Annotated in this window: 13 protein-coding genes; 7 read left to right on the plus strand and 6 right to left on the minus strand. The window is 69.8% G+C overall.

From position 1 onward, the window contains the following. Nucleotides 1-438 precede the first annotated feature (438 nt). The gene (locus tag AC5Y7V_RS15750) at nucleotides 439-11616 is read left to right on the plus strand and encodes an SDR family NAD(P)-dependent oxidoreductase (protein WP_499880954.1); all 11178 of its coding nucleotides are present in this window, start codon (nucleotides 439-441) and stop codon (nucleotides 11614-11616) included. A gap of 10 nt (nucleotides 11617-11626) precedes the next feature. Here AC5Y7V_RS15750 and AC5Y7V_RS15755 read toward each other — a convergent pair whose 3' ends face one another. Genes AC5Y7V_RS15755 through AC5Y7V_RS15765 form a run of 3 tightly spaced genes read right to left on the minus strand, consistent with a single transcriptional unit; the run spans nucleotide 11627 to nucleotide 14327 of the window. Further along, the gene (locus AC5Y7V_RS15755; RefSeq protein ID WP_499880955.1) at nucleotides 11627-12049 is read right to left on the minus strand and encodes a PPOX class F420-dependent oxidoreductase; all 423 of its coding nucleotides are present in this window, start codon (nucleotides 12047-12049) and stop codon (nucleotides 11627-11629) included. 3 nt (nucleotides 12050-12052) lie between these two features. Next, nucleotides 12053-13159, minus strand: coding sequence for an acyl-CoA dehydrogenase family protein (locus AC5Y7V_RS15760; RefSeq protein WP_499880956.1), 1107 nt, complete (start codon nucleotides 13157-13159; stop codon nucleotides 12053-12055). Nucleotides 13160-13166: 7 nt separating this feature from the next. After that, nucleotides 13167-14327 carry an acyl-CoA dehydrogenase family protein gene (locus AC5Y7V_RS15765; RefSeq protein ID WP_499880957.1) on the minus strand — a complete coding sequence of 387 codons (1161 nt, stop codon included), beginning with the start codon at nucleotides 14325-14327 and terminating at the stop codon, nucleotides 13167-13169. Nucleotides 14328-14481: 154 nt separating this feature from the next. Here AC5Y7V_RS15765 and AC5Y7V_RS15770 point away from each other — a divergent pair, with 154 nt between their 5' ends. The 3 genes from AC5Y7V_RS15770 to holA all read left to right on the plus strand — a co-directional run bounded on the left by AC5Y7V_RS15770 (nucleotide 14482) and on the right by holA (nucleotide 17915). Continuing rightward, complete coding sequence (locus AC5Y7V_RS15770; protein WP_499880958.1) at nucleotides 14482-15354, plus strand: ComEA family DNA-binding protein; 873 nt, start codon at nucleotides 14482-14484, stop codon at nucleotides 15352-15354. Between the two features lie 83 nt (nucleotides 15355-15437). Beyond that, nucleotides 15438-16934: a ComEC/Rec2 family competence protein gene (locus tag AC5Y7V_RS15775; RefSeq protein WP_499881036.1), complete on the plus strand. Its 1497-nt coding sequence runs from the start codon at nucleotides 15438-15440 to the stop codon at nucleotides 16932-16934. A gap of 12 nt (nucleotides 16935-16946) precedes the next feature. Beyond that, entirely contained in the window at nucleotides 16947-17915 is a 969-nt protein-coding gene (gene holA / locus AC5Y7V_RS15780) for a DNA polymerase III subunit delta (RefSeq protein ID WP_499880959.1), read from the plus strand. A 24-nt stretch (nucleotides 17916-17939) separates the two neighbouring features. Here the strand turns inward: holA and rpsT are convergent, their stop codons facing one another. Continuing rightward, the gene (gene rpsT, locus AC5Y7V_RS15785; RefSeq protein WP_066930353.1) at nucleotides 17940-18200 is read right to left on the minus strand and encodes a 30S ribosomal protein S20; all 261 of its coding nucleotides are present in this window, start codon (nucleotides 18198-18200) and stop codon (nucleotides 17940-17942) included. A 154-nt stretch (nucleotides 18201-18354) separates the two neighbouring features. Here rpsT and AC5Y7V_RS15790 point away from each other — a divergent pair, with 154 nt between their 5' ends. Genes AC5Y7V_RS15790 through AC5Y7V_RS15800 form a run of 3 tightly spaced genes read left to right on the plus strand, consistent with a single transcriptional unit; the run spans nucleotide 18355 to nucleotide 21874 of the window. Further along, nucleotides 18355-20058 carry a circularly permuted type 2 ATP-grasp protein gene (locus AC5Y7V_RS15790; RefSeq protein ID WP_499880960.1) on the plus strand — a complete coding sequence of 568 codons (1704 nt, stop codon included), beginning with the start codon at nucleotides 18355-18357 and terminating at the stop codon, nucleotides 20056-20058. Beyond that, nucleotides 20058-21035, plus strand: coding sequence for an alpha-E domain-containing protein (locus AC5Y7V_RS15795; RefSeq protein ID WP_499880961.1), 978 nt, complete (start codon nucleotides 20058-20060; stop codon nucleotides 21033-21035). The genes AC5Y7V_RS15790 and AC5Y7V_RS15795 overlap by 1 nt, the downstream gene beginning before the upstream one ends. Further along, nucleotides 21035-21874 carry a transglutaminase family protein gene (locus tag AC5Y7V_RS15800; protein WP_499880962.1) on the plus strand — a complete coding sequence of 280 codons (840 nt, stop codon included), beginning with the start codon at nucleotides 21035-21037 and terminating at the stop codon, nucleotides 21872-21874. The genes AC5Y7V_RS15795 and AC5Y7V_RS15800 overlap by 1 nt, the downstream gene beginning before the upstream one ends. A 16-nt stretch (nucleotides 21875-21890) precedes the next feature. Here the strand turns inward: AC5Y7V_RS15800 and AC5Y7V_RS15805 are convergent, their stop codons facing one another. Next, a complete protein-coding gene (locus AC5Y7V_RS15805; protein ID WP_499880963.1) occupies nucleotides 21891-23390 on the minus strand; it encodes a PE family protein in 1500 nt (499 codons plus the stop codon). Between the two features lie 58 nt (nucleotides 23391-23448). Then, nucleotides 23449-23943 carry a MarR family winged helix-turn-helix transcriptional regulator gene (locus tag AC5Y7V_RS15810; protein WP_499880964.1) on the minus strand — a complete coding sequence of 165 codons (495 nt, stop codon included), beginning with the start codon at nucleotides 23941-23943 and terminating at the stop codon, nucleotides 23449-23451. Between the last annotated feature and the right edge of the window lie 25 nt (nucleotides 23944-23968).

The following is a 23968-nucleotide window of genomic DNA, read 5'->3' on the forward strand; positions in this document are numbered from 1 at the left end:
GTTTCACGGCGGCACTTCGGCCCCGCCGGTAGCGAGACCCAAGATAGCCTCTCCGGCAGCCACAGTCCCCGACATGCGCAGATCCGCGCACAACAGCTCACCGGTCGGCTCGCCGTGGTGATCGAACGCCCCTTGGGAACGGCCGCGCCGGGCCCGGTGGAAACCCGCACCCGAGGACATGTGCGCGTCGCGCCACCGCGAATCAGCCGGCGCTTGTAATACTGGTCGGCGTAGTGGATTCGGCTGCGGCAACCCGGCCCGGATGTGTAGATTCGCGATGACAGTCGCTGTAAGGCAGTACCCGGGGGGGTTCTGCCAGCTCTGGTCCTGGGTGTGTGCAGTGAGCGGCCTAGGACGTGGTTCGAGGAGACCACGGCTCCGGCGCCGCAAGGGCCCGCGGGCATCAAATTTTCCGGTCGAAACGGGGAGGACAACCGCATGACATCCGTCGAAGACCCGATGGAGCGGTCGTTGGCTTCTGAGGGTTTCGCGATCGTGGGTTACGCGGCGCGTTTTCCGGGTGCGGCGGATGCGGACGAATTCTGGCGGGTGCTGGCCGAGGGCCGGGATGCGATATCGGAGGTGCCCCAGGACCGGTGGGATGTCGACGAATTCTTCGACCCGGATCCCGATGTGCCCGGCAAGGTCGTCACCCGTCGGGCGGGTTTCGTCGATGACGTAACGGGGTTCGACGCGCCGTTCTTCGGGATGTCGGCGCGCGAGGTCAGGTTGCTGGACCCGCAGCATCGGCTCCTGCTGGAGACGGCGTGGCGGGCGGTGGAGCATTCCGGCACCGCGCCAACGGCTTTGGCAAACACCCAGACCGGTGTGTTCATGGGTCTGTCCACCCACGACTATCTCGGAATGATGTCCCACGACCTGACTTCCACTGAGATTGAGGCATACCTGGCGATCGGGACGTCGTCTGCTGCAGGGGCGGGTCGGATCAGTTATCGGTTGGGGCTGCAGGGTCCGTCGTTCACAGTCGACACGGCGTGCAGTTCGTCGCTGGTGGCCATCCATCAGGCATGCCAAGCGCTTCGCTTACGGGAGTGTGACCTCGCGCTGGCCGGCGGCGTTAACGTCCTACTCAGTCCGGCAACCATGATCACGTTCTCCAGCGCGCACATGCTCGCGCCCGACGGCAGGTGCAAGACCTTCGACGCGGCCGCGGACGGCTACGTGCGCGGCGAGGGTTGTGGCGTCATCGTCGTCAAGCGGCTCGAGGACGCGATCCGAGACGGTGACCGGATCAGGGCCGTCATCCGGGGCAGCGCGATCAATCAGGACGGCGCGTCGGGCGGTTTGACGGTGCCGAACGGCATTGCCCAGCAAAGGGTTATCGCCGAGGCGTGCAAGCGCGCCGGCATCGCACCCGGCGACGTCGGATACCTGGAGGCGCACGGGACCGGGACGTCGCTGGGCGACCCGATCGAAGCGCAGGCCGCGGGCGCGGTGTTCGGCGAGGGCCGCGACGCCGGCAGGCCGCTGTTGCTCGGTTCGGTCAAGACGAACATCGGTCACCTGGAGGCCGCCGCGGGGATCGCGGGCGTGATCAAGGTCATCCTGTCGCTCGAGCACGAGTTGCTGCCGCAGCACCTGCACTTCCGCAACCCGTCGCCGCACATTCCGTGGGAACGGCTGCCCGTCCAGGTCGTGCGGGAGGCCACCGCCTGGGAGCGCGACCGCGGGCCGCGCATCGCGGGAGTCAGCTCGTTCGGCTTCGCCGGGACCAACGCGCACATCCTCATCGAGGAAGCTCCGCTGACGCCCGAGGCGGATCGGGTCGCGGTGGCACCGGGTCCGGGCGACCAACGGTTCAACGTGCTTGCGCTGTCGGCGCGCACGCCCGCCGCGCTGGTGCAGATCGCCGATCAATACCGCAGCTGGTTGGGCGAGCACCCAGAGGCCTCGTTGACCGACGTGTGCTTCACCGCCGGCGTGGGCCGGGCGCACTTCGAGCATCGGGCCGCGTTGGTGATCAACTCGAAGGAGTCCGCCGGCGAGCTGCTCGGCGCGCTGGCCGATGACCGCCCGGCGCCCGGCCTGCTGCGCGGGATATCCGACGGCACGCCGAAGACGGCGTGGCTGTTCACCGGTCAAGGCAGCCAGTACCCGGGCATGGCCCGCGAGCTGTTCGACACCGAGCCGGTGTTCGCCGAGACGGTGACCCGCTGCGCGGAGGTGGTCGCGGACGTCCTCGAAAAGCCGCTGCTGGATGTGATTTTCGATCTGGACGGCCCGGATAACGAAGAGACGCTGCGGCAGACCTCCTACGCCCAGCCGGCCTTGTTCGCGGTGGAGATGGGCCTGGCCCGGCTCTGGCAGTCCTGGGGTTTCGAACCCGACGTGGTGCTGGGCCACAGCGTGGGCCAGTACGCGGCGGCCTGCGTCGCGGGCGTGCTCAGCCTTCAGGACGGCGCGCTGCTGATGGCCGAGCGCGGCCGCCTTTTCGGAAGCTTGCCCGCGGGCGGTCGCATGGTCGCGGTGTTCACCGCCGCCGAACGGGTCGAGGGCCTCACCGACGAGTTCCCGAGCCTCTCGGTTGCCGCCTACAACGGCGCCAACACCGTGCTTTCGGGACCCGCACCGGATCTGGAGCAGGCGGTGGCCGGGCTGGCGGCCGACGGTGTCCGGTGTGACTGGTTGGACACCAGCCACGCCTTCCACTCCTCGCTGCTGGATCCGATCCTCGACGACTTCGGGGCGTACGCGAACCGGTTCGAATTCAGCCCGCCGCAACGGATTTTGGTGTGCAACCGCACCGGCGCCGCGATCGGCAGGAGTGTGAAACTCGATGGCTCCTATTGGCGTCGTCACGCGCGCCAGCCGGTGGAATTCGCCAAGAGCGTGCGCACCCTGGCCGAACTGAATTGCAGGGTATTGCTGGAGATCGGCCCGCAACCGGTGCTCACCGCCGCGGCCCTGCGGGCGTGGCCCGATCCGGGCACCGCGCCGCGGGCGATCGCCTCGCTGCGGCGCAACGTCGCCGACCACCGCCAGCTCAGCGAAGCCCTCGCAGGCGCCTATGTGCTGGGCCACCTCCCCGACTTCGGCGCTGTCATGGGCCCGGCGCGCAAGGTCGACCTGCCGCCTTACCCGTTCCAGCATCGCGAGTACTGGTATCGCGACGATCGGGAGCGCCGGCAACAGAACACCGCCGTGAGCACCGAGACCGTCCGGCTTCTCGAGGACGGCCGCATCGAGGAACTCGCTCAACTCCTCGACGGCGCGAACGGCGATCAGCAGACCGTGAACGTGCTGACAAAGCTTGCTGCACAACACAACCAGCAGCGTGAGACCCGGTCGATCGTGGACGACCGCTACGAGGTTCGCTGGGAGAAAGCCACCGCCGGAGTGTCACGGGCCTTGAACGGGGAAGCCGAGGAGCGATCGGAATGGCTCCTCATCGGCAATGACGCCGAGGCGGTTCGGCCATTGGTCGACGCGTTGAGCGCACGTGGCCATCGGCATCGGGTTCTCGGCTTGCCGGTGTCCGACGCCGACGAGGAACAGCTCGTGGCCGCGTTGCGCGCCGCGGAGGCGGACGAATCGACGTCGCACATCCTGCACGTCGCGGCGCTCGACTCCGATGCCGCACCGTCGGCGCGGTCGCTGCTGCGGATGCAACACCGAATCCTGGGCGGCACCCGGCGGCTCTTCCGCGCCGCGGTATCCGCCGAACTGCGCCGGCCCATCTGGGTGGTGACCCGTGGCGCGCAACGAGTCACCGATGCGGACACCGTGTCACCGGACCAGAGCTGCCTCTGGGGATTCGGTCGGGCCGCCGCGCTGGAGCATCCGCAGGCGTGGGGCGGACTGGCGGACCTGTCGCCGGGCCGGGAAAACGAAGCCGACGAATGGTCGCGGCTGATCGACCAATTGACGGCGGCGCCGCGCGACACGGCCGTCCGGGAAGACCAAGTCGCGCTGCGTGATCAAGCGGTCTATGTTCCCCGGTTGGTTCGGCGGGGCGGGCAGGCGGGCGCCGCACCGCTGGCGCTGCGCGACGACGCGACCTATCTGGTGACCGGGGGACTGGGTTCGGTCGGACTGGAAATCGCCGCATACCTGGCCGCGCACGGCGCCCGGCATTTGGTGCTGACCGGTCGGCGCGCGCCCACCGATGCCGCCCAACGGCGCATCGACGCCATCGGCGAACAGCACGGCTGCGACGTCCGGGTCATCGCGGCCGACGTCGCCGACGCGCACGCCGTCGCGCGCCTGCTGGCCACCGTGCAGGCCGAACTGCCGCCGGTGGCCGGCATCGTGCACGCCGCGGGCGAGATCGGGACCACGCCGCTGCGCGCCCTGGACGACGCCGAGGTCGATCGCGTGTTCGCCGGGAAGGTTTGGGGCGCTTGGAATTTGAGCGAAGCCGCCCTGGACACCTTCGGCCTGCAGCTGGACTTCTTCGTGAGCACCTCATCGATCGCCTCGGTGTGGGGCGGGTTCGGTCAGACCGCCTATGGCGCGGCCAACGCCTTCCTCGACGGGCAGGCCTGGCGGCTGCGCGAGCACGGTGTTCCCGCGGTCAGCGTGAATTTCGGTCCCTGGTCGGCGGGCATGGCCGACGAGCAGGCCCGCGCCCAACTGGATCGGCGCGGGGTCCGGACGTTGGGGCCCTCCGATGCCCTGGCGGGGATGGCCGAGCTCATGGCGGCTTCTTCCGCGCACGGGACGGCCAACGGGGTGGTGGCCCGGATCGACTGGGCCCGCTTCCTGCCGCTCTACCAGCAGGCGGGGCGGCGGTCGTTAATGGCGGAGCTGGAGCGCGAGGTGCCGGCTTCCGTGCAGGCGGCCACGCTGTCCGGGCCGTCCGGGACGACTCGACTCGTCGAGCGGCTCACCAACGCGCCGGTGCAGCAGCGCAAAAAGCTTGTCGTGGATTACCTGCGCGAGGCCGTGGCGGAGGTGACGCGAGTCGACGCCTCGGAGATCCGCGAGGACGCCGGGTTCTTCGATCTCGGCATGGACTCGCTGATGGCCATCGAATTGCGGCAGCGCCTCGAGCAAGGAGTGGGCAAGGAGATACCGGCGACCCTGGCGATGGACCACCCACGCCTGGTCGACGTGGCCGACTACCTGCTGGGCGACGTGCTCGGTCTCGGCGAGCAGGCGGACGCCAAGCCGCGTCCGGCGCCGGTCGTGACGACCCGCACGGATGAGCCGATCGCGATCGTTGCGGTGGCGTGCCGTTTTCCCGGCGCGCCGAATCCCGAAGCGTTCTGGGAGGTGTTGTCCGGCGGCGTCGACGCGATCCGGGAAATTCCGGAGGACCGATTCGACATCGACGAGTTCTACGACCCGGACCCCGAGACGCCGGGCAAGATCTACAGCCGCTTCGGCGGATTCATCGACGAGATCGATGGATTCGACCCGGAATTCTTCGGCATTTCCCCGCGCGAGGCCGTGTGGATCGATCCGCAGCAGCGGCTCATGCTGGAAACGGTCTGGGAGGGCCTCGAGAGGGCGGGGTACGCGCCGTCCGCCTTGCGCGGCAGCCGCAGCGGCATCTTCGTCGGGGTGGGCGCCAACGAGTACTCGCACCTGCTATCCGCCGAGTCGGTCGAGAAGCTCGAGCCCCAGTTCATCACCGGCAATGCGCTGAACGCCATTTCGGGCCGGGTCGCGTTCGCGCTCGGACTGGAGGGACCGGCGGTCGCGGTCGACACCGCGTGCAGCTCGTCGCTGGTGGCCGTCCACCAGGCCTGCCAGGCACTGCATTCCGGTGACTGCGATCTGGCGCTGGCCGGTGGGGTGAACGTCTTGCTGAGTCCGGTGACGATCATCGCCGCATCGCGCGCCAGGATGCTTTCCCCCGTCGGGCGATGCAAGACCTTCGACGCCTCCGCCGACGGCTATGTGCGCAGCGAGGGCTGCGGGATTCTGGTGCTCAAGAGGCTCAGCGACGCGGTGCGCGACGGTGACCGTGTTTGCGCCGTCATCCCCAGCAGCGCGGTCAATCAGGACGGCGCATCCAGCGGTCTGACGGTGCCTAATGGTGGTGCGCAGCAACGGCTTATCGGCATGGCGCTGTCCCGCGCCGGTCTCGTAGGCGGGGACGTCGACTACCTCGAGGCCCACGGGACCGGCACCGCGCTGGGCGACCCGATCGAGGTGCAGGCGGCGGGTGCCGTGTTCGGCGCCGGCCGTGACGCGGACCGGCCATTGCTGATCGGGTCGGTGAAGACCAACATCGGCCACCTCGAGTCGGCATCGGGGGTCGCCGGCCTGATCAAGGTCGTGCTGTCGCTGCAGCACGAAACGCTGCCACAGAGCCTGCATTTCGAGACACCGTCGCCGCACATCCCGTGGGATTCGCTGCCGGTGCGGGTCGTCGACAGGGCCATTCCGTGGCAGGCCAACGGAAAACCGCGTCGCGCCGGTGTCAGCTCCTTCGGGTTCACCGGCACCAACGCGCACGTGGTGATCGAAGAGGCGCCACCGCTTGCCGCGACCGCCGACGAGTACTCGACGGGCGACATCTTCCGCGACGACACCGCATCGTCGGAATCGGACGCTCAGGAGGAACCGGTCGAGGTGCTGCCGCTGTCCGCGCGGTCACCGGAGGCGCTGGTGGCGTTGGTCCAGCGATACGGGGATTGGCTGAACGCCCACCCCAAGGTCGACATCGCCGACGTGTGCTTCACGGCGGGGGCCGGGCGCTCGCATTTCGAGCACCGGGCCGCGCTGGTCGTCGATTCGGTGCAGGGCGCCCGCGAGGTGCTGGCCGAGTTGGCCGAGAACCGGATGCGACCCGGAGTGGTGCGCGGCGAGTGCACGGACAAGCCGACGACGGCCTGGTTGTTCACCGGGCAGGGCAGCCAGTACCCGGGGATGGCACGCGAATTGTTCGACGCGGAACCGGTTTTCGCGGAAACGGTGACCCGATGCGCGGACGCGGTCGACGGGATGCTGCCGCGCCCCTTGCTGGAGGTGCTGTTCGCGACAGACCGGGAAACCGGTGGCGAGGCCGGGAAGATGCTGCGGCACACCTCTTTTGCGCAGCCCGCGCTTTTCGCCGTCGAGATGGGCCTGGCCCGGCTGTGGCAGTCCTGGGGCATCGAGCCCGACGTGGTGCTGGGGCACAGCGTGGGCCAGTACGCGGCGGCATGTGTGGCCGGGGTTTTCGGCCTCGAGGACGGGGCACGGCTGATCGCCGAGCGCGGCCGGCTGTTCGGCAGCCTGCCCGAGGGTGGGCGAATGGTGGCGGTGTTCGCCGACGCCAAATACGTCGAGGAGATCGCCGGCGACTTCCCGCGGGTGTCGGTGGCCGCCTACAACGGCCCGAACACGGTGCTCTCGGGACCCGGCGAGGACCTGGAGCAGGTCTTCGCCCGGTGCGGCGGTGACGGGATCCGGTGCAGCTGGCTGGAAACCAGCCACGCGTTCCACTCGGAGCTGCTCGAGCCGGTACTCGGCGAGTTCGAGTCGTACGCGGCGCGGATGGAGTTCGCCGTGCCGACGTTGCCGCTCGTGTGCAACCGCACCGGGGCCGTGCTCACGGCGGACACCCCGCTGGACGCGCAATATTGGCGGCGGCATTCCCGACAGCCGGTGCAGTTCGCCGAAAGCGTGCGCACCGTCGCGGCGCTGGGCTGCTCGGTGTTGATGGAAATCGGCCCGCAACCGGTCCTGACCGGGGCCGCGGTGCAGGTCTGGCCGGAGCACCTGGCGGCCCCGCGTGCGATCGTTTCGCTGCGCAAGGGCATCGGCGACCGGCGCCAGATCGCCGAAGCGGTGGCCGCGGCCTACGTCAGCGGCCACCGGCCCAATTTCGCCGCGCTGCATCGTCAATCCCACCGCAGGCTCGAACTGCCCACCTATCCGTTCCAGCGCCGTCACTTCTGGCCCAAGACGTCCGGGATCGCCGGCCTCGACGGACCGGGTGCCGGTGTGTCCGGAATCCTGGGTAGCGCAAAAGATCTCGCGTCCGGTGACTGCGTCTACACGAGTCGGCTGTCGGTCAAGTCGCAGCCGTGGCTTTCCGATCACGTCATCTACGGGACCGTCGTCGTTCCCGGTGCGACCTACGCGGCGATGGCTCTCGCCGCCGTCGGGACGCCGGCGCACGTAAAGGATGTCTTCTTCTACGAGCCGATCATCCTGCCCGAGAAGGCTTCTCGCGAGGTGCAGCTGACCCTGCATCCGCTGGACGCAGGCGGCTGGAGCTTCCGCGTGGACAGCCGCCCGTATGGCGTCAGCGATGCCGAATGGTCGCTGAACGCCGACGGCACGGTCGTCACCGGTGTTGCCGATTTCGAGGCGGGGTCCCCGGAGTCCCCGGAAGCCCCGGAATCCATCGACGCGGTGATCGAGCGGATGAACCGCATGCGTCCGCAGCAGCTCTTCGAGACCTTCGCCGACATGGAGCTGGCCTGGGGGCCCAGCTGGTCCGGTTCGCTGAAGTCGTTGTGGCTCGGTGAGGGCGAGGCGATCGGCGATATCAGCGTGGGCGAAGAACTCACCGAGCACCTCGGAACCGAGCCGATGCATCCGGTGCTGATGGACCTCTGCACCGGCGTCGCGTTCCCGGCGTTCCCGGCGCTTCTCGCCGCCGAGCAGGGCGTGAGCGATCTGTTCCTGCCGCTGCGGTACGGCGCGGTGGAGTTGCGGGAGAAGATGCCCCGGCGGTTTTACTGCCGCGCGAAGTGGCACACCAGCGGCCTCGACAGCGAAACCCAGGTCTTCGATCTCGACTTCGTCGACCGGGATGGCCGCCGCCTCGGTGGGATTCGCGAGTTCACGGTCAAACGCGCGCCCAGGGAGGCGTTGTTGCGCGGGCTCGGCGGCGACGCCACCCGGCTGCTGTACACCCTCGGCTGGCACGAGGTGCCGGCCCCGCCGTCGAACGACGACACCGAGGGCGTCCGAAATGTGAACGGCACCTGGCTGGTTGCCGGCTTCGATGAACTGGCGGCCGAGCTGGCGGGCTGCATCGCTTTTGATCCGACCACCGATCCGGAGCCCGTGGGGCGGCTGTTGGCCCAGGCGAAAGAGCGCGGTATGCCGTTCGCCGGGATCGTCTGGCGCAGCGCAGGACCGAGTGCGGAAGAGTCGGACGCCCAATCCGCGGAGCGCCTGGAGGCGGAGATCGCCCAGCTGCTCAGCGTCGTGCACACCGTGCAGGCCGACGGGACGGTCAAACTTCCGGGCGGCCTGTGGATTGTCACCGAACGCGCCGTGGCCACCGAATCCGGCGAGCCCGTCGACCCGGTGCAGGCGGCCCTGTGGGGCCTCGGGCGCACCATCGTCAACGAGGAACCGGCCCTGCGCTGCAGGCTGGTCGATTGCGACGGGTCAGAGCAGGCCGTGCACGCGCTGGCAGGTCTGCTCGGCACGCCGATCGAGGAGCCCGAACTCGCGGTGCGGCAAGGCAAATTCTTGGCGTCCCGGCTGCTGCAATGGTCGCGCAGCGGTCATCTCGCGATGCCGCGGGCAACCGATTACGTCCTGGCGCCCACCGAACGCGGCGCCATCGACAACCTGCGACTGACCGAGGCGGAAGTTCCGCCGCCGGACGACGGCTATGTGCAGGTCCGCGTGGAGGCCGCCGGGTTGAATTTCCGGGACGTGCTCAACGTGCTGGGCCTCTACCCGGGTGATCCGGGCCCGATCGGCGGCGACTTCGCCGGTGTCGTCACCCAATTGGGCGGCGGCGTCACCGGACTCGAGGTCGGGCTCAAGGTTGGTCAGCGCGTGTTTGGCTTCATGCAGGGCGCCTTCGCCAGCCGGTTCAACGTGCCGGCCCAGCTGCTGGCGCCGATACCCGACGGGCTGAGCGCGGTGGACGCGGCGACGATTCCCGCCGCGGCGCTGACGGCGCGGCTCGCGTTCGACTGGGCGCAGCTGAAGCCCGGTGACCGTGTCCTCATCCACGCCGCCAGCGGCGGTGTCGGATTGGCCGCAATCCAGATGGCGCAGCAGCACGGCGCGACCGTCTTCGCGACCGCCAGCACCTACAAGCGCGCGACGCTGCGCAAGCTGGGCGTGGAGCACGTCTACGACTCGCGCAGCACGGATTTCGCCGACCAAATCCTCGCCGACACCGGCGGCGCGGGCGTCGACGTGGTGCTCAACAGCCTGACCAACGAGGGGTTCGTCGAGGCGACCGTGCGGGCCACCGCTCAGGGCGGCCGGTTCGCCGAGATCGCCAAGCGCGACATCTGGTCCCCGGAGCATATGGCGGCGGCCCGCCCCGACATCGCCTACGAGATCGTCGCGCTGGACACGGTTACCTTCCAGGAGCCCGAACGCATCCGTGGCCTGCTCGGCGAGGTGTCCCAGGGGTTGGCCGGCGGCGAGTGGACACCACTGCCCGCCGAGATCTACCCGCTGACGGAGGCGAAGACGGCGTTCCGCCGCATGCAGCAGGCGCGCCACATCGGCAAAATCGTGGTGCAGATGCCCAAACCGCTTCAGCCGCGGGGCGATCGGAGCTACCTGATCACCGGTGGGCTCGGCGCGATCGGCCTGCACACGGCGGCCTATCTGGCCCAGCTCGGTGCCGGGGACATCGTGTTGACCAGCCGGCGCGCACCCGACGCGGACGCGCAACGCGCGATCGACGACATCACCGAGCGCTACCGGTGTCGCGTCCACGTCTTCGCGGCCGACGTCGGCGACGAGACGCAAGTCGAAAGCCTGCTGGAGCGGATCCGCACGGAGTTGCCTCCGCTCGCGGGGGTCGCGCACTTCGCGGGCGTCCTCGACGACGCGCTGCTGTCCCAGCAGAGTCTGGAGCGCTTCCACACGGCGTTGGCGCCCAAGGCTTTCGGCGCCTGCTACCTGGACAGGTTGACCAGAGACGACGATCTCGACTTCTTCATCGTGTCCTCCTCGGTGGCCAGCCTGCTCGGCTCGCCCGGCCAGGCCAACTACTCGACCGCCAACGCGATGCTCGACGGCCTGGTCGCGCAACGAAAGGCGCACGGCCTGCCGGCGACCGGCGTCAACCTAGGCCCCTGGGGCAAGGGGGGCATGGCGTCGTCGGAGGCTGCCCGCGCCAATCTCGGTGCGCAAGGCCTGATTCCGTTGGAACCCACGGCCGCCCTCAATGCGCTCGCCGAGGCCGTCGCCAGCGGGACCGGGCAGGCGACCGTGATCAAGGCCAACTGGCAGCGCGCCGCCAAGCTGCTGGGCGCTGCCCGGCCGCCGATACTCGACCTGGTGTTGCCGAGCGCCGTCACGGAGGCGACCGGCGACAGCGAGTTGCTGCGGCAGCTGCAGGAAATACCGGTGGCCCAGCGCGCCGGCTTCATTACCGAATTCCTGCAGCGCGAGGTGCAAGGCTTCCTGCGGCTCGCCCAGCCGCCGGCCGCGACCAGCCGGTTCCTGGACCTCGGCACGGATTCACTGATGGCGGTCGAGCTGCGCAACCGGCTGTACAGCCAGTTCGGTGGGGCGTTCACGATCAACGCCACCGCGGTATTCGACTATCCGACGATCGGCGGGCTCGCCGAGTACCTCGCCGGTCAGCTGCCGGATTCGGAACCGGAGCCGGCCCCGGCCCCGGAGGACGCGGAATCGCCGGCAGCGGAGGCGGAATCGCCTGCGGCGGAGCCGGAATCGCCTGCGGCGGAGGCGGAATCGCCTGCGGCGGAGCCGAGTTGACGCCCGCGCGTCAGTCGGCGATATCGAATCCGGAGATGACCTTGGTGGGGCGCACCCGAACCACCAGTTCGCCCGGAACGGCGTTGCGGCGGCCGAACTCGTCGGCGCGCTCGGCACCCATGTAGCGCGCGCCCGTCCGCGTCGCGATGTCCAGCACGTCGGGCTGATGCTCGCTCACCGAGGCCACGCCCTGCACCTGGACGAACGAATACGGCGGATGCGGATCGTCGACACAGATCGCGACCCGCGAATCCCTGGCCAGTGCACGGCCTTTCGAGGTGTCTCGGCCGGTGGTGAACGCCAGCTGACCGTCTTCGACGACGAACCAGACCGGCGCGACCAGCGGCCGCCCGTCGGCGGCGACGTACCCGAGCATCCCGGTGCGGGTGCCGGCTGACAGGAACTCGACAACCCGTTCGGAGAGCTCGGCCATGCGCTAGAGCCGGGCCAGGTCGTAGTCGCCGAGATGGTCGATCAGGTTGTGCAGGTGGTCGTTCGAGGTGCCCAGCGTGTGCTCGATCGCGGTGAGCCGGGCCGCGTAGTGGCTGACGGGGTATTCCGCGGTCACGCCGATTCCGCCGTGCATCTGGATTGACTCCTGCGCGATGTGCCGCCCCGACCGGCCGATCTGCACCTTGGCGCGCGACGCGATCAGCGGGTCGAGGTTGCCGTCGGCGATCGACATCGCGGCGTAGAAGCTCATGCTGCGCGCCACCTCCAGCGACACGTACATGTCGGCGGCCCGCTGGGTCAGCGCCTGGAACTTGTTGAGCGTCACGCCGAACTGCTTGCGGGTCTTGAGGTAGTCGGTGGTCAGGCGGAGCGCTTCCTCCATCGCGCCGACGGCTTCGGAGCACAGGGCCGACTGGATGCGGATGACGGCGTCGCGGATGGCGAGCGACGCGTCCCCGCCCCGGCCGAGCGGTTCGGCGGCGGCGCCGTCGAGATCGACCTGCGCGCCGCGCTGCCCGTCGAACGTCCGGTAGGGGCGCCTCGTCACAGCGCCGGCGTCGACCAGGAACAGGCCGGTGCCGCCGTCGGGCAATGCGGCGCTGACCACCAACGCGTCGGCGCAGTCACCGGCGAGCACCGGGTTCTTGCGCCCGCTCAACGTCCATGAATCGCCTTGCCGCGCAGCGGCAGTGGTGACCGTGGCCGACGGGGTGCGGTGGCCCGGCTCCAGGTGGGCGAACGCCAGCAGGCGTTGGCCGGCCGCGACCTCGTCGAGCTGTTGGCGCTGCGCGTCGCTGCCCAGCTCGGCGATCAGCGCGCCCGGTGCGAGCGCGGCGTGCAGGATCGGTTCGGGGGCCAGCCGGCGCCCGACCTCGGTGAGCACCACCATGATCTCGATCTGGCCGGCCTCCTCCGGCTCGAACCCGAGACCGAGGATCCCGGTGTCGGCGAGCTGGCTCCACACATCCCGGCTCCAGCCGAGGTCGGACCCGATCACCTTGTTGCGGCTCTCCGGGTCGTAGGTGCGCGAGAGCAGGTCGCGGGTGGTGTCGCGAAGCAGGCCCTGCTCGTCGGTCAACTGAAAGTCCATGGCTGCCTCACAATCCGAGAATGGTGGACGCGATGATGTTGCGCTGCACCTCGCTGCTGCCGCCGTAGATCGACGTTTTGCGGTAGTTGAGGTAGTGCGGCGCGCTGTGTTGCGCCCAGGACGGCGAGGAGATGTCTTCACCGTCGGCGGGCAGCGCGTCCGGGCCCGCGACCTCGACCAGCAGCTCGGTCGCGATCTGCTGCAACTGGCTGCCGCGCAGCTTGAGCACCGACGACGCCGGGTTGGGCTGGCCGTCGGCGGAATCCGAAACCACTCGCGACTGCGTGAGTTCCAGTGCCAGGACCTCGTTTTCGGCCTCGGCGAGCCGCGCCGCGAACAGGGGATCGTTTAGCACCCCGGTTTTCGCGGCGTGCTTTTTCACCTCGGCGAGGCGCACTTTGGTGCGCCCCACGCCGGCGATGCCGGTGCGTTCGTTGCCGAGCAGGAATTTCGCGTACGACCAGCCCTGATTCTCTTGTCCCACAAGCTGATCGACGGGCACCCGAACGTCGGAGAAGAACAGCTCGTTGACCTCCTGGCCGCCGTCGATCGTCTTGATCGGGCGCAGTGTGATGCCCGGCGTCTTCATGTCGAAGAGCAGAAACGAGATGCCGGCCTGCCGCTTGGGCGCCTGCGGGTCGGTGCGCACCAGGCAGAAGATCCAGTCGGCGTACTGGCCGAGGGTGGTCCAGGTCTTCTGGCCGTTGACGATGTAGTGGTCGCCGTCCCGGACCGCGGTGGTGCGCAGCGACGCGAGGTCAGAGCCGGCCTCGGGCTCGGAGAAGCCCTGACACCACCAGATGTCGAGGCTGGCCGTCGGCGGCAGGAAGCGTTGTTTGATCTCCTCGGAACCGAATTCGGCGATCACCGGGCCGACCATCTTGGTGTTGAAGTTCAGCGGCTCGGGGACGCACGCCAGTTGCATTTCGTCGGCCCAGATCTGGTGCTGGGTGGGCGTCCAGTCCTTGCCGCCCCATTCGACGGGCCAACTCGGCACCGCCAGACCGTGCTCGTGCAGGATCTTGTGGCTGGTGACGATGTCTTCGCGGCGCACCGAGGCCGCGCCCTGGCGCACCCGGTCCCTCAGCTCTTCGGGGATCTGGGTGGTGTAGAAGGTGCGAAGCTCGTCGCGGAACGCGGCTTCCTCCGGTGTGAGCGCCAGTTGCATGGCCGCCTCCTTTGGTCGAGGTGAACGTCGCGACTCTCCCATCTTTACCCATCCCGTTCGGTGGTTGTGCACAGCCTCGGATTGGTCCACATCCCCGCGGCGCGACGCCGCCGCGCGGGGCCGTGGTGGCGGTCGGCGCGCCTACGGTCGGCGCATGCGAACAGAACTGCCCGGCGAGCGACTGCAGCGGCGCCTCGGCGCCGACCCGGAGACCGATTCGGCAGCCGAGCCCGCCGACGGATCGTCGGACCAAGAGGCCGCGGACTTGGGCGAATCAGAGGACCCGAACTCGCTGTTGCCGCGCTGGATTCCCGATTCGGCCGACCACCGGGGCTGGGTGGCGAAGATGCGGGCCGACCCCGGGCGCACCGGTGCCATCGCCTTGGCGGTGGTGGCCGCGCTCGCGGTGCTCGTGACGGTGTTCACCCTGCTGCGCGACAGGCCGGCGCCGGTGATGTCGGCCAAGCTGCCACCGGTGGAGAAGGCCGCCACCGCGAGCCCCAGGTCGTCGGCCAGCCCGGGCGCCGCGCAGCCCGCCGCTCCCGACCGGCCGGTGGTGGTCAGCGTGGTCGGGCTGGTGCACACCCCCGGGCTGGTCACCCTGGCGCCCGGCGCCCGCGTCGCCGACGCGCTGCAGGCCGCCGGGGGACCGGTGAACGGCGCCGACACCATCGGGCTGAACATGGCCCGCCCGGTCGGCGACGGCGAGCAGATAGTGGTCGGGCTCGCTCCCGTCGCGGGGCAGCGGGCGGCACTGGGCAGCTCGGTGTCCGCCGGGACGGCGGCGCCCGGGGCGCCGGGGCCGGCTTCGGGGACGGTGAAGCCGAAGGCCGGCGAGGTGCTCGACCTGAACACCGCGACGCAGGAGCAGCTGGACGCGCTGCCCGGGGTCGGGCCGGTCACCGCCGCTGCGATCGTGGCCTGGCGGCAGGCGAACGGGAAATTCGCCAGCGTCGACCAGCTCGCCGATGTCGATGGCATCGGCCCGGCGCGGCTGGAAAAACTGCGCCCGCTGGTTCGTGTCTGACGGCGGTGCGCGACGCGGCCCCCGCCGGCCCGGCCTCGGCGCGCCTCGATGTGCGCCTGGTCCCGGCCGCGCTGACCGCCTGGATGGTCACCGCCGCCGGGATCTGGTGGCCGCTCGCACGCGCGGTCGCGTCGTGCTGTGTCGTGCTGCTCGTCGTGGCGGCGGGGCTGACGTGCTACGCGGCGCGCGGGTCGGCCCGAGCCCGTTCGCTGCGGACGCTGGCCGCCGGCGTGGTGGCGGTCGGCGTGGTGGGCACCGGGTATGGGCTGGCGATCGCGCTGCGCACCGACGCGGTCGCTCGCCACCCGATCGCGGCGGCGTTCGGCACGGCCGCGCCGGTCACGGTCAGCCCCACCGAGAGCGCGCTGCCCCTGGGCCCGGGCCGGCTGATGTTTCGCGCCAGCCTGCAGCGCCTGCGCGACGACAAGATGTCCGGCCGGGTGGTCGTTTTCGCCCGGGCATCGGACTTCGGCGATCTCACGGTGGGCCGGCCGATGCGGTTCACCGCGCGCATCAGCCGTCCGGGGCGCCGTGACCTGACGGTCGCGGTGCTCAACGCGTCGGGCCGGCCGACGATGGGCACCGCCGGCGCCGTGCAGCGCGCCGCCCACGGGGTGCGCGGCCGGCTCGCCGTCGCCGCCCGCGAGACCCTGACCGCCGACGAGGCCGCGATGCTGCCCGCCCTGGTTCTCGGCGACACCTCGGGCGTCACCGGCCAGACGAGCCGCGACTTTCGGGCGGCCGGCATGACGCACCTGACCGCGGTCTCGGGGGCGAACGTCACGATCGTGTGCGGGGCGGTGCTGTTCTCGGCGCGGTTGATCGGCCCGCGCGCCGCCGTCTGCCTCGCCGCGGTGGCGCTGGTGGCGTTCGTCGTCGTCGTACAGCCGACGGCAAGCGTGCTGCGGGCCGCCGTGATGGCCGCCATCGCGCTGACGGGCGTGCTGTCGTCGCGCCGGCGGCAGGCGATTCCGGCCCTGTCGGCGGCGGTGCTGATATTGCTGGCGGTCGCTCCGCAGCTCGCCGTCGACGTGGGCTTCGGGTTGTCCGTGCTGGCGACGGCCGCGCTGATCGTCGTCGCGCCGGCCTGGTCGCGGCGCCTGGTCGACAGGGGCTGGCCCAAGCCGCTGGCCGACGCGCTGGCCGTCGCGTGCGCCGCGCACCTGGTGACCGCCCCGCTCGTCGCCGGCATCTCGGGCCGGGTCAGCCTGGTCGCCGTGGCGGCCAACCTCGCGGTCGCGCCCATGATCGCGCCGATCACGGTGCTCGGCAGCGCGGCGGCGCTGCTGTGCGGGGTGTGGCCCGCCGGCGCGCAGCAGCTCATCCGTTTCACCGGGCCCGAAATGTGGTGGGTCCTGCACGTGGCGAGGTGGTCGGCCGGCGCGCCCGCGGCGACGCTGCCCGTGCCGGCGGGTGCGCCCGGCGTGGCGCTGGTCGCCGCGGGCACGGTGGCGCTGCTTCTGGTGGCCCGGCTGCTCTGGCGGTGGCGCTGGTTTCGCCGAGCTCTCGGATGGGCGGGGGGAGGGGTCGCCGCGTGCGCCTTGGCCTGGACGCTGTCGTCACTCGTCGCTGGGTCGTGACACGATCGTGGGGTGAGCGATGTTGCGCACCTTCATCTGGTGTTGGGGGAAGAGGAACTGCTGGTCGAGCGGGCGGTGGCCGATGTACTGCGGTCGGCGCGCGAGCGCGCCGGCACCGATGACGTCCCGGTGAGCCGCATGCGGGCCGGCGACGTCGGCACCTACGAACTCGCCGAGCTGTTGAGCCCGTCGCTGTTCGCCGACGAGCGCATCGTCGTGCTGGAGGCGGCCGCCGAAGCGGGCAAAGAAGCGGCCGCGGTCATCGCCGCGGGCGCCGCCGACGTTCCGGCGGGCACGGTGCTGGTGGTGGTGCACTCGGGCGGCGGGCGCGCCAAGGCGCTGGCCACCGAGCTGCAGTCGCTTGGCGCCGAGGTGCACCCCTGCGCCCGGATCGCCAAGCTCAGCGAGCGCATCGACTTCATCCGCAAGGAGTTCCGCGCGCTGCGGGTCAAGGTCGACGAGGAGACGGTGACGGCCCTGCTGGACGCCGTCGGCTCCGACGTGCGCGAGCTGGCCGCCGCCTGTTCACAACTGGTCGCCGACACCGCCGGTGACGTCAACGCCGCCGCGGTGCGCCGCTACCACAGCGGGAAGGCGGAGGTGAAGGGCTTCGACATCGCCGACAAGGCGGTCACCGGCGACGTCGCCGGAGCCACCGAGGCGCTGCGGTGGGCGATGATGCGCGGCGAGCCGCTGGTGGTGCTGGCCGACGCGCTGGCCGAGGCCGTGCACACCATCGGCCGGGTGGGGCCGCTGTCCGGCGACCCCTACCGCCTGGCGTCGCAGCTGGGCATGCCGCCGTGGCGCGTGCAGAAAGCCCAGAAGCAGGCCCGGCGCTGGACGCGCGAGACGGTTGCGGTCGCGATGAAAGTGGTGGCGGAGCTCAACGCCAACGTGAAGGGGGCCGTCGCCGACGCGGACTACGCGTTGGAATCGGCGGTCAGGCAGGTCGCCGAATTGGTGGCCGATCGGGGCCACTAGGAGGCCACGAAGCTGCCCCGGTGCTCAGATCTTGTTGAGGGCCCGCGCCAGCGCCGACTTCTTGTTGGCGGCCTGGTTCTTGTGGATCACGCCCTTGCTGGCCGCCTTGTCAAGCTTGCGGTTGGTCGAGACCAGCAGCTCAGCGGCCTTCTCTTTGTCGCCGCCGTCGGCGGCCTCCCGGAACGCGCGAACGGCGGTACGCAGCGAGGACTTCACCGACTTGTTGCGAAGCCGGGCGCGCTCGTTGGTCTTGATGCGCTTCTGCTGCGACTTGATGTTGGCCACGCGTGAGTTCCTTCTACGAATCGGTGTTTGCGGTGCTTTTCGGGGGGCGCCCCACACCCAATAGCGACTGCCCAGGTTATCAGTCGGTTACGTTTTCTCCCAAAACGGGAACCCGTGGGCTGCCAGAACGCCGATGTGAGGCAGCATCTGAAAAGTGAGTCTTCAACTGGACAAAACCAGGCGTGGATCGCGAGGTGCCAAGCGTTCTGTGGCGCGCTACGAGCGGATTTTCGGCGGCTACAACCTGACGTCGGACGCCTACGCGCTGGCTTTCGACGAGATGTTCGACGCCCAGGGCAATGTCCGCGGCCCGTACAAGGGCATCTATGCCGAGCTCGCGCCGTCGGACGCCTCCGACCTCGAAGCCCGCTCCGAAGCGCTGGCCCGTGCCTTCATCGACCAGGGCATCACCTTCTCGCTTTCCGGCCAGGAGCGGCCGTTCCCACTTGACCTGGTGCCGCGGGTGATCTCGGCCGCCGAATGGGCCAGGCTCGAGCGCGGCATCATCCAGCGCGTCAGGGCCCTCGAGATGTACCTCGACGACATCTATGGCGATCAGGAGATCCTGAACGACGGCGTCATCCCGCGCCGGCTGATCACGTCCTGCGAACACTTTCACCGACAGGCATCCGGCATCGTCCCGCCCAACGGCGTGCGCATCCACGTAGCCGGCATCGACTTGATCAAGGACGAGAAGGGCACCTGGCGGGTACTCGAGGACAACCTGCGCTCGCCGTCGGGGGTGTCCTACGTGATGGAAAACCGGCGCACCATGGCCCGCGTCTTCCCCAACCTGTTCGCCAGTCACCGGGTGCGCGCGGTCGACGACTACGCCGCACACCTACTGCGGGCGCTGCGCAACTCCGCGGCCACCAACGAGGCCGACCCGACCGTCGTAGTGCTGACCCCTGGCGTCTACAACTCGGCCTACTTCGAGCATTCGTTGCTGGCCCGCCAGATGGGCGTCGAACTGGTCGAGGGCCGCGACCTGTTTTGTCGGGACAACCAGGTCTACATGCGCACCACCGAGGGCGAAACCCAGGTCGACGTCATCTACCGGCGCATCGACGACATCTTCCTGGACCCGCTGCAGTTCCGGGCCGACTCGGTGCTCGGGGTCGCCGGTCTGGTCAACGCCGCGCGCGCCGGCAACGTCGTCATCTCCAGCGCGATCGGCAATGGCGTCGGGGACGACAAGCTCGTCTACACCTACGTGCCGACGATGATCGAGTACTACCTGGGTGAGAAACCGTTGCTGGCCAATGTGGAGACCTTCCGTTGCTGGCTAGCCGACGAACGCGAGGAGGTGCTCGAGCGGGTCGACGAGTTGGTCATCAAGCCGGTCGAGGGGTCCGGCGGGTACGGCATCGTGTTCGGGCCGGACGCCTCCGAGAAGGAGCTGGCCGCCGTCGCGAAGAAGATCCGCGACGATCCGCGCAGCTGGATCGCGCAGCCGATGATGGAGCTGTCGACGGTGCCGACGCAGATCGACAGCTCCCTGGCTCCGCGCTACGTCGACCTGCGTCCGTTCGCGGTCAACGACGGCGACGACGTCTGGGTGCTCCCGGGCGGTCTGACCCGGGTGGCGCTACAGGAGGGCTCGCGGGTGGTGAACTCCAGCCAGGGGGGCGGCTCGAAAGACACATGGGTGCTGGCGTCGTCGCGCGCATCGGCGGCCGACCGCGAGCTGGGGGCCGCCGAGGTGGTGCGTTCGCTGCCGAAATCCAAGGCGGATGTTGACAATTCGACCCAGCAGCAGTCGAACGGCGACCATCCCGGCGAGTCCGAGCCGCCGAAGAAGAAGCAGAAGCAGAAGCGGCAACAAGAGCAACACCAGCAGCGAGGGGTGGTCCACTGATGTTGGCCCGCAACGCCGAAGCGCTCTACTGGATCGGTCGCTACGTTGAGCGGGCCGACGACACCGCACGCATTCTGGACGTCGCGCTGCATCAACTACTGGAGGATTCGAGCGTTGATCCCGACCACGCATCACGGGTGTTGTTGCGGGTGCTCGGCGTCGAGCCCCCCGATGACGAATTGGATGTCTGGTCGCTGACCGATCTGGTGGCCTACAGCACCAACGACCGTGGTGGCACGTCGATCGTCGAGGCGATCACGGCGGCGCGTGAGAACGCGAAGTCGGCGCGGGAAGTGACATCCATCGAGATCTGGGAGTGTCTCAACACCACCTACAACGCCTTACCCGAACGCGAACGTGCCGCCAAACGTCTTGGCCCGCATGAATTTCTGTCATTTATCGAGGGCCGCGCGGCGATGTTCGCCGGCCTGGCCGACTCCACCCTGTCCCGTGACGACGGATACCGTTTCATGGTGTTGGGCCGCGCGATCGAGCGCGTCGACATGACGGTGCGGTTGCTGCTGTCACGGGTGGGGGACAGCGCGTCCTCGCCGGCCTGGGTGACGCTGTTGCGTTCGGCCGGCGCGCACGACACGTACCTGCGCACCTACCGCGGCGCGCTCGACGCCGGTCGAGTGGTCGAGTTCATGTTGCTGGACCGACTGTTCCCTCGATCGGTGTTCTACTCGCTGAGGCTGGCCGAACACAGCATCGAAGAGTTGGTGCACAACCCACAGAGTCGGGTGGGGGCCACCGTCGAAGCGCAGCGACTGCTCGGACAGGCGCGCAGCGAACTGGAATTCATGCCGCCGGGGGTATTACTCGACACGCTCGAGACCCGGCTGGCTGCCCTGCAGAAGACGTGCTACGACGTCGGAGAGGCTTTGTCGCAGCAGTACTTTCATGTCACACCATGGGTGGCTTGGTCGGATGCCGGTCACAGTGCTGAGCTGGTTGCCCGCAACGGAGACACCTGATGTGGCGGCTCCGGGTGGTGCATACCACAGGATTTGCTTACCAATCGGCGGTCACGGCGTCTTACAACGAGGCTCGGCTGACGCCGCAATCGGACACCCGGCAAAACGTCATCCTCAACCGGGTGGAAACCATCCCGGCGACCCGCTCCTATCGCTTCACCGACTACTGGGGCACCGCCGTCACGGCATTCGACCTACATGCGCCGCACACCGATCTGACGGTCACGTCTTCTTCGGTCGTGGAAACCGAGCGGCCGGAGCGGCCCGAAACCGACGTCGGCTGGGACGACCTGGAATCCGAGGCGGTGATCGATCGCTTCGACGAATTTCTGACTCCGACCGACCGCACCCCGGACCCCAAGCGGCTGAGGCCCATCTACAAACGGCTCGCGAAAGGGCACGAGCCCGCCGAGGCGGTAGTCGCCGCGGCCAAGTTTGTGCATGAGGAGCTGGACTATCTGCCGGGCACCACCAGCGTGCACTCGTCAGGCCTTGAGGCGCTGCACGCCGGCCAGGGTGTCTGCCAAGATTTCGTTCACCTTTCCCTGATCCTGTTGCGCGGCATGGGGATTCCCGCGCGCTACGTGTCCGGATATCTGCATCCGAAAAATGACGCCGTCGTCGGCGACACCGTGGACGGTCGCAGCCACGCCTGGCTGCAAGCCTGGATCGGCTCCTGGTGGAACTACGACCCTACCAATGAGAGCGAGATCAACGAGCAATACGTCAGCGTGGGCGTCGGCCGCGACTACGCCGACGTGTCCCCACTGAAGGGCATCTACTCCGGCGAAGGCGCGACCGACCTCGACGTCGTCGTGGAGGTCACCCGGCTGGCCTAGCCCGACGCGGAGACCGCTAGCCGTGCGGGCCGGGCAGGCCCAACAGCTTGCCGCCCGCGCCGCCGACTCCGCCGGAACCGCCGTCGAGGCCGGTGCCGCCGGCGCCGCCGAAACCGATCAGCTGAGCGTTGCCGCCACTACCGCCGGATCCGCCCAACGGCGTGGTCGCGGCGCCGCCGTTACCGCCGCGACCGCCATTGCCCAATAGCAGTGCGCCGGACCCGCCGTTGCCGCCGACGCCACCCGGCCCGGTGGCCGCAAAGCCGGCCCCGCCGGCGCCCGCGTTGCCGCCGTTGCCGATCAAGCCGATCGCGGCGCCGCCGTCACCGCCGTGCCCACCCACTGTGTGCGTGGTGGTGCCCGCTCCGCCGCCACCACCGAAGCCGCCGTCGCCGTAGATGAACCCGCCCCGACCCCCCACGCCACCGTCGCCGCCGCCGCCCCCGCCGACTCCGCCGGCGCCGCCGTGGCCCAGCAGCGCAGCGGATCCGCCATTGGCGCCGGCACCGCCCTGCAGGAGGCCGAATCCGCCACCGCCGCCCGCACCGCCGTTGCCGAATACCCCGCCGGCCCCGCCGGCCCCGCCACCCCCGCCACTACTACCGAAGGTCATGCCGTTGCCGCCGGTTCCGCCGGGCCCGCCGTCGCCGAACAGCATGGCGCGGCCGCCGTGGCCGGCCAGCCCGCCGTCGAGGAGGCCGGCGCCGCCGTTGCCGCCGGCGCCGCCGGGGCCGTACAGCAGTCCACCAGGCGCGCCGTTGCCACCGTCGCCGCCAATGCCGCCGAAGTTGCTGTCCAATCCGCCGACGCCGCCCGCCCCGCCGGCGCCGAGCAGCAGGGCCTGCCCGCCGAACCCGCCCCTGCCGCCCGCGTGGCCGCCGGGGGCGCTTCCCCCGGTGCCCCCGGGGCCGCCGGGCCCGCCGTTGCCGAACAGCCACCCGCCGGTGCCGCCGACGCCCCCGGTGCCGCCGAACCCGTTGATGACGTCGCCGGACCCGCCTCGGCCGCCGGCACCCCCGTTGCCGATCAGTCCGGCGGGCCCGCCGTTACCGCCGGTCGCGAGCGCGGCAGTGCTGTCGCCGCCGCGGCCGCCGTTGCCGAACAAGAGGCCACCGGCCCCGCCGGGTTGCCCGATCCCGCCGACGGTCCCCCCGTCGGCGCCATTGCCGATCAGCGGGCGTCCCAGCAACGCCTCGGTGGGCGCGTTGATCAGGCCGAGCAGGGTCTGCTGGACGTTTGCGGCCTCGGCGCTGGCGTAGGCGCCGCCGGCCGCGGTCAGGTTTTGTACGAATTGGTCGTGAAACGCCGTCACCTGGGCGCTCAGGGCCTGGTAGCTCTGTCCGTGCGATCCGAACAGGGCGGCGACGGCCACGGATATCTCGTCCGCGGCGGCGGCCTCCACGGCAGTCGTCTGGGTCGCCGCGAGCGCGTTGGCCTGCCTGATCGCCGAACCGACGCCGGCCATATCGGCGGCGCCCTCCAGCATTGCTTGTGGCCCTGCGACTACAAACGACATCCGGCACCTCGCGCCGTCGTGGATGTACTGGCGAAGCGCATCCTATCGCTATCCAGGGTCAACCGGTTGGGTTTGCCAGTCGACCGATCGCTTTGTAGCCGGGGTGCACATGCGGCGCCAGCCCCTGCTGCTGTGCCACCGCCGCGAGCAACTCCCGCAGCGTGCCGTATTGCTTCGCGTCGAGCGTGGCGGCGAACCGGAGCTCGTGCTGGCGTGCGAGCTCGGAGAGCTTGCGCATCAACCTTTTTCCGGCGGCGGTGAGGTAAACGGCGTGCAACCGGCGGTCGTCGGGATTGCGGCGCCGCTCGACGTAGCCGCGTTTCTCCAGTTCGTCGACGTAGACGACGACCCGGCTGGGCAGCATCCCCAACTGGGCGCTGAGCGCCTGCTGGCTGCGGCCGGGTTCCGCGGCGATGGCGCGCAGGATTCCTGCGTGCGGCGGCGTCAACTCGAGGGTGGCCACCTGTTCGGCGAACAGCGTCGCGGCGTGATGGCCCAGCTGAGCCAGCAGGAAGGCCACGCCGTCGGGACGGTCGCCGGGAACGGATGCCACCGGGCCATCATAGCGTTCGCGAATG

The organism is Mycobacterium sp. NGS34 (genome assembly GCF_059812845.1).

Coding starts and splice junctions, on each gene's coding strand:
- AC5Y7V_RS15750 (WP_499880954.1), top strand. CDS start 439: ATGACATCCGTCGAAGACCCGATGGAGCGGTCGTTGGCTTCTGAGGGT.
- AC5Y7V_RS15755 (WP_499880955.1), bottom strand. CDS start 12,049: ATGGCCGAGCTCTCCGAACGGGTTGTCGAGTTCCTGTCAGCCGGCACC.
- AC5Y7V_RS15760 (WP_499880956.1), bottom strand. CDS start 13,159: ATGGACTTTCAGTTGACCGACGAGCAGGGCCTGCTTCGCGACACCACC.
- AC5Y7V_RS15765 (WP_499880957.1), bottom strand. CDS start 14,327: ATGCAACTGGCGCTCACACCGGAGGAAGCCGCGTTCCGCGACGAGCTT.
- AC5Y7V_RS15770 (WP_499880958.1), top strand. CDS start 14,482: ATGCGAACAGAACTGCCCGGCGAGCGACTGCAGCGGCGCCTCGGCGCC.
- AC5Y7V_RS15775 (WP_499881036.1), top strand. CDS start 15,438: ATGGTCACCGCCGCCGGGATCTGGTGGCCGCTCGCACGCGCGGTCGCG.
- AC5Y7V_RS15795 (WP_499880961.1), top strand. CDS start 20,058: ATGTTGGCCCGCAACGCCGAAGCGCTCTACTGGATCGGTCGCTACGTT.
- AC5Y7V_RS15800 (WP_499880962.1), top strand. CDS start 21,035: ATGTGGCGGCTCCGGGTGGTGCATACCACAGGATTTGCTTACCAATCG.
- AC5Y7V_RS15805 (WP_499880963.1), bottom strand. CDS start 23,390: ATGTCGTTTGTAGTCGCAGGGCCACAAGCAATGCTGGAGGGCGCCGCC.